This is a genomic window from Vibrio sp. A1-1, assembly GCF_021728175.1.
Lineage (GTDB): Bacteria > Pseudomonadota > Gammaproteobacteria > Enterobacterales > Vibrionaceae > Vibrio > Vibrio diabolicus.
Genome location: NZ_JAKKCL010000038.1, coordinates 1 through 5,859, shown reverse-complemented (window position 1 = coordinate 5,859; position 5,859 = coordinate 1). Strand labels below are relative to the sequence as shown.

The 5,859-nt window shown below is 42.5% G+C and carries 4 protein-coding genes and 1 pseudogene; 4 read left to right on the top strand and 1 reads right to left on the bottom strand.

Annotation, left to right across the window (positions count from 1 at the left end; translation table 11 throughout):
• Nucleotides 1-686: 686 nt before the first annotated feature.
• Nucleotides 687-2,291 carry a S8 family peptidase gene (locus L3V30_RS23760; protein WP_237310115.1) on the bottom strand — a complete coding sequence of 535 codons (1,605 nt, stop codon included), beginning with the start codon at nucleotides 2,289-2,291 and terminating at the stop codon, nucleotides 687-689.
• A gap of 403 nt (nucleotides 2,292-2,694) precedes the next feature.
• Here L3V30_RS23760 and L3V30_RS23755 point away from each other — a divergent pair.
• From L3V30_RS23755 to L3V30_RS23735, 4 genes and pseudogenes are all read left to right on the top strand, one after another.
• Nucleotides 2,695-2,962: pseudogene (locus tag L3V30_RS23755) on the top strand (IS1-like element transposase); the annotation flags it as partial.
• Nucleotides 2,963-3,507: 545 nt separating this feature from the next.
• Nucleotides 3,508-3,762, top strand: a complete 255-nt coding sequence (locus L3V30_RS23750) for a hypothetical protein (protein WP_167427621.1) — start codon at nucleotides 3,508-3,510, stop codon at nucleotides 3,760-3,762.
• A gap of 162 nt (nucleotides 3,763-3,924) precedes the next feature.
• Nucleotides 3,925-4,590, top strand: coding sequence for an SLATT domain-containing protein (locus tag L3V30_RS23740; RefSeq protein WP_167427620.1), 666 nt, complete (start codon nucleotides 3,925-3,927; stop codon nucleotides 4,588-4,590).
• 131 nt (nucleotides 4,591-4,721) lie between these two features.
• Nucleotides 4,722-5,471, top strand: a complete 750-nt coding sequence (locus L3V30_RS23735) for a hypothetical protein (protein WP_167427619.1) — start codon at nucleotides 4,722-4,724, stop codon at nucleotides 5,469-5,471.
• Nucleotides 5,472-5,859 lie beyond the last annotated feature (388 nt).

Sequence of the window (5,859 nt, the reverse complement as noted above, 5' to 3'; positions counted from 1 at the left end):
TGGCAAATACCAACCTTCGTTACATTGTCAGACTCGCTACTTTATTCAGAGTCCTAGGTTCATCTGGTGATACAGATGGTTCACTCGTTGAGCGGTGAACAGCGCTTCATACGACCTCACGTCGCACGCCCCATTCCAATTTACCTCGTTTGATCGTCTCTTTGCCTAATAGTTCCCATTTATAATGATCTTGCGTGGTTCAAGGCCCATTTCATCCAATGTTACCGTTGTCAGCCCATCAACATGTGCAGTATAGGGTCTGAGTTTTGAGTGGATACAATCTTCTCGGATTAGCCACCATATCGTTCACGATGACCAACAGCCAAGGTCAGGTCACGCGTTTGTCTCACAGCCTAAAATTGCAAGTGAGAACCGCGGTCACGGTAAAGAATTTGTTTTGTATCATCTTGGGTTTGCCATCATGCCAAGATTTATGATGGAGAAAGAGTTAGCTCGAGGAGATTAAGTTCGCATCCTATTTGATGTACACGACTTGGAGAACCCGACTTATGCGGTGTACTAACTACTAACTAATAGAAAGCTTCGATGCCGCTTCGAGTTGAGTTCTTGAAGAAAAAGGCCGGTGCGTTTGAATAGCATCGAACGCCATCTATTAAACTCAGTATTCCCAAAGCAAAGCCCACCGACAAGTGGGCTTTGTTCTCTTTCAATAACGAAAATAATAACTAGTAGCTCGCTTGAATGCTGACACCGCTATAGTTTGAGTAACCTTGAATCATGACGTGATAACGTCCACTTTGTGTCGCGCTGACCGTACATGTTTCATTGTTACCGTATTTGAAAGGTCGGCAGTCCCATGCATTCAGTGTCGGTTTTGCACCAAAACGGAGATACAAATCCGCATCACCGCTGCCACCATACATTTGTACTGTTAAGCGCTGCTCAGCTTCTACATCAACATAGTAATACGCTACTTGACCGCTTGAGCCACTTAAACCGCTCACTGGCACGCCCGAGGTTAATTTGCCTTCTGGGTCCGGTGTTGGATCTGGGCCACCGCAGTCTTGGCCACAATCTGCATCCGTTAAGCTATAAAGTAGCTTGTTCACGCTGCCTCTTGTGTCCGTCACCTTTCCGCTAGTTGCGCGGCTAACGATCAAGGCCTCTACTTGGCTTGGAGACAGTGAACTGTTTTCTTGAAGATACAGTGCTGCTACACCCGCTACATGTGGCGTCGCCATCGATGTACCACTAATGGTTTTGTAACCACCATCATACCACGCAGATTTGATTTGTGAGCCTGGCGCAAACACGTCCACACAACTGCCCCAGTTTGAAAAACTCGAACGTGCATCCGTGCTGGTGGTCGAGCCGACAGTTACACCAGTAGCAACGCGCGCTGGAGAGTAGTTACACGCATCGGCATTGGAGTTACCTGCTGCAAGCATAAAGCTGACACCTGATTGAACCGCACTTTGCACCGCACTATCGAGAGCGACAGATTGACCGCCACCTAAACTCATATTGGCAACTGAAGGTCCGGAAGCGTTCGCAGCCACCCAATCCACACCGGCGATAACACCAGACGTAGACCCCGATCCGCTACAGCTCAATACTCTCACGCCGACAAGGTTGACGTTTTTCGCAACACCATACAAGCTGCCGCCAATGGTGCCCGCTACGTGTGTGCCGTGTCCATTACAGTCACTTGCATCTGCATCGTTATCGACAAAGTCATACCCTGATACCGAGCGACCACCGAACTCAACATGCGTATTGTTCACACCAGTATCGATAACATAAGCCGTTACACCAGTCCCATCAAAGTTGGCACTGTAATTGTTATCGAGTGGCAAGTTACGTTGGTCGATTCGATCTAGTCCCCAAACGGCATTGGTTTGATTTGCATCTACCGAGACTATTGGGTCAAGCGATAGGATTCTGTCTTGCTCAATGTAGTCCACACGAGGATCAGAACGTAGATCTTGTAGCTGCTCAGGGCTCAAGTTAGCGACAAATCCACTTATCGAGTGGTCAAAAACCGACTCCACTTTTATCGAATACAAACCAGACATGCGGTCTACAGACTGTTGCGTGAATTGCTCGAATTCTGTTGAGTTGCTCGCCATCATTTGCGGTTGTTGAAATACCACTATGTAGCGATCTGCAATGGCGATGTCGTCCGGTGCAAGCATCAAAGTGGCAGGCAATGTGTCGGGAGCTTGTTGTAACTCTGCACTGTCCGCAATCTCATTGGGTTGCGAAAAAGCGAGAGAAGAATGAAAACAGAGCGCGGAGGTGATACAACAACTTAGTAGTTTCTTTAACATAAAATGTTCCTTGAAATCATAGTCTTGTTGATTTTACCTAGTACCAAACTGTCAACACGAAAACACAGACAATCAGCGTAGTACGCTCAATACGTGCTGCAGTGACGTTACACAAATCAAACTAGACAATGAGTAACCATATGCATAATTGATAATAATTCGCATACTCAGAAACATGATCAATAACTAAGCTTTATTGAAATTGAAATGCAAAGATTCATTTAGATTTAGAGCAAAATCCCTAAAATAGAATAATTCTACACACCTGGCTTATTGCCTGTTATATGCACTATTCTTACCGATAGTTTACGCAATAAAAACCTAACTATCCTTTCATTGGTCATGACTCAAATTGGTTGATAGATGTTAATATAGCCACCTGGTTTCTGATGTTTTTTAACTCATGGCTACTATCTAAGTTCAATGTCGTCTCTGTAATAAAACAGAGCCCGTCCGTGAACATGGAAAAGGGCATTCTGGCTTTCCTCGTTTCAGGTGTATCGAATGTCGAAAGGGCTTTCAACTCGATTAAGTTTACGAAGCCCGCAAGCCAGATGTAAAAGAAAAAATTGTCGATATGTCAATGAATAGCTCTGGAGTTAGGGAAACAGCACAAGTGTTGAATGTCGCATACAACACGGTATTGAGCACTTTAAAAAATCTCGCCAAGGTAAGTAACCTCAATACCTTTCGATAGAGCAAATATCAGACTAATTTGTAAACTTGAAAGGCTAGCTGCATTGGTTGAGGAATATGAGGAAAACACTTCCCCATTTAAGAACTGCAACACACCTTTGCCCCTTTGTGTGTCAGTGGCACCCAACTTAAAAAACTAGAGCGAAGCGGTTTGACCTACTTTTTCTTATCTGAGCAATGGGGGCTCGCCAACTGTGTTTATGGAGCTTATGAGCGTTTGCAGGGTCGTGAATCTTTATGTGTAAGGTCATAGATAAAGTCACAATGAGCAGTCTATACCGTCATATTAATGATAGAGGGTAATTTGCTGCATTGTGCAACAAGATGCACAGTGAGTTGTTCGCTAATGCTCTGATTGACAGTGGCTTATTAGTGCTGCGTTACTAATTGGTAGGGGTAATAGGCGGTAGGATTCGAGTGGGAAAGGCGGCTTGTTGCTGTATATAAAGAGTTAGACTTTTACAGAGCATTATACTCTACTAGGCTCTTATCGTGGTTTATGGTAATTAGGAGATATAGGATGGCTGCGAGTAATGAATGGCAAGAGCAACATTTGACACCCAAAGGTTGGGTTACTGGGAATGCCAAGTATGACAATGGATATAAGGACAGCCCAACTCCAGAAGACGTAGTGTTGACTGTCAGGAAATCTATGTATCTCGGAAGTTCTCACGGGAAACCTCACATAGATTTGGAAGAAACGTTTCGTAGTAAGGATAGTGTTCTCGTTCAGGAGCTGTTGGATCAATTTGGTGAACCTACTTTTGGAGTGTAACAAAAGTAAAAGTCTAACAATCTGTTTAAGAGTGATTCGCAACGCTTGGCATTTTTGCTATGCGTTGCGTTTTGTGTTTAAGGTGGTATGCAGTAGCATCGGTATTGCGTTGCTCACACCTCAACAGGGTGTTAGTCAAATAGCAGACACAAGGAGGAAAGTATGTGTGTTAGTAAATGGTGGGGGGTTGATGATTTTCACGGAGAGAAAATTAGCCCTAAGGAAAAGTTTAACAATACACTGAAGGCTTCAGCAAAATGTAGGTTTATCGCTAGTGATAGGCTTAAAAGGCTTGCTTTCTCAACTTCATATGCAACCACCATACTTTCGCTAGTTATGATTCTTCTATCATTATTGCAGGTTGGTGGAGTTAGCTTTAAGTACTCAATGGAATTATTTACGTCAGTTCAGATATTTCTGACAATTTGCATACTTGTTTACTCTGTTATTAACACTCAAGCTAAGTATGCAGTCCGTGCTGAGAAGCTCAATGACTGTGGCAATAAGATATTACAGTTACAGAGAAGCGTAGAAGAAAAAATCTGCAATTCTGAAGACTTTGATTTGAGCAAGTATCGTGCTCTGTATGATGAAATTGAAGTTGACTCTGAAAACCATGCCATGTCTGATTTTTATTTTGCCAAGCTTCGATTAAAAAGTATATACAGAGTAACTGGATTACGAAGATATCTACTTCGGCTAAATGCTATTTTTAGAGCCTCGTTGGAATATTTAGATATGGCTATCTTATATTTATTAGTGTTATGTATTTTAAGTGAGCTGTTAACAGGAACAGCTCCAGTTAAAATTCTCGGGTCAATTGGATAACAAATTGCTTAAGTTGACAGCTAACGTTCGGCATTTTTGGTTTGGTTGAGCTGAGTGATTACATGGCTTTGCTCAGGTGTTGTGTTCGTTAGCTGCAACTTGGCAAGGCGTTATACAGCAAGGAGAGTACAGTGATAGATAAGCCATTTAGGAGAACGTGTAGGATCTTTTCTGACGGCTCATATGCTAACTCGGGAAAAGGTGAGTATATCAAACATCCCTTGTATGCTAACTCACCAGCTCAGTACATTCGAGCTTATCTGGTATTGCAAAAAGATCTAATAGCACTATTAGATTATGTTGAGCCCTCTGCTCAAAACTTACAAACTCATTCCTTCCGTATCCATGAGCTGTTAATGAGGTTTTGCGTAGAAATAGAGGCAAACTGTACGGCTATTTTAAAAGAAAATGGTTATAAGGTGTATGGACGTAATTTGAATATGGGGGATTATAAAAAAATAGAACAAAGTCACTTCTTATCTAAGTACGAAGTTATGGTACCTAATTGGCATGGCGAGCAAGGGATCAGAACTCCTTTCCTTAAATGGGCTAAAGGTGGAGGGTTAGATTGGTATCAAGTATATAACAGTACTAAGCATGACCGACATGGTAACTTTCATCAGGCTACATTTAACACTCTGATCGATGCAGCCTGTGGACTGTGTGCCTTGATTTCTGCACAATTCTGGACATATAGCTTTACCTCCTCAGACTACCTTATAACTGTTTCAGGAGATGAAATTGATGGTTTTGAGTCTGCTATAGGTGATTTTTTCAGAGTGAAATTTCCCGCAAATGTTCCACCTGATGAAGTGTATGAATTCAATTCGAGTGATATTGATACAAGCAAAGATATCTTTGAGGAGTTTCAATACATATAGAGCGTATAACAAACGTTTAAGGTTTCAAGATACTTTTTCTAATCTGACCAAAATGGTTTAGACCAGCACACCTAAAACGTTTCTGTCCAGAGGTTTGCTGATAGTGCATGAAATACGGAATTGCCCCATTCCTTACCAGTAACCTTCTACCTCACAAATAACAGTGAGGTGGTTTGACCTACTTCTTCTAATCAGCATAGTGTCTATGAAAGTGGGGTCTTACCAACTTAGCCAACTAGTTCGAATAGGCCGTCTTATTTCGTAAGCGCGTCATAAACACCGCATTCTAATCGTCTAGCCCGAATAATAAGATCAAACCTCCAACCCAAAGGAGATTTGAAATGGCTAAACGACGCACTAACCAAGAGTGGCGAACCCTGTTCGAGCA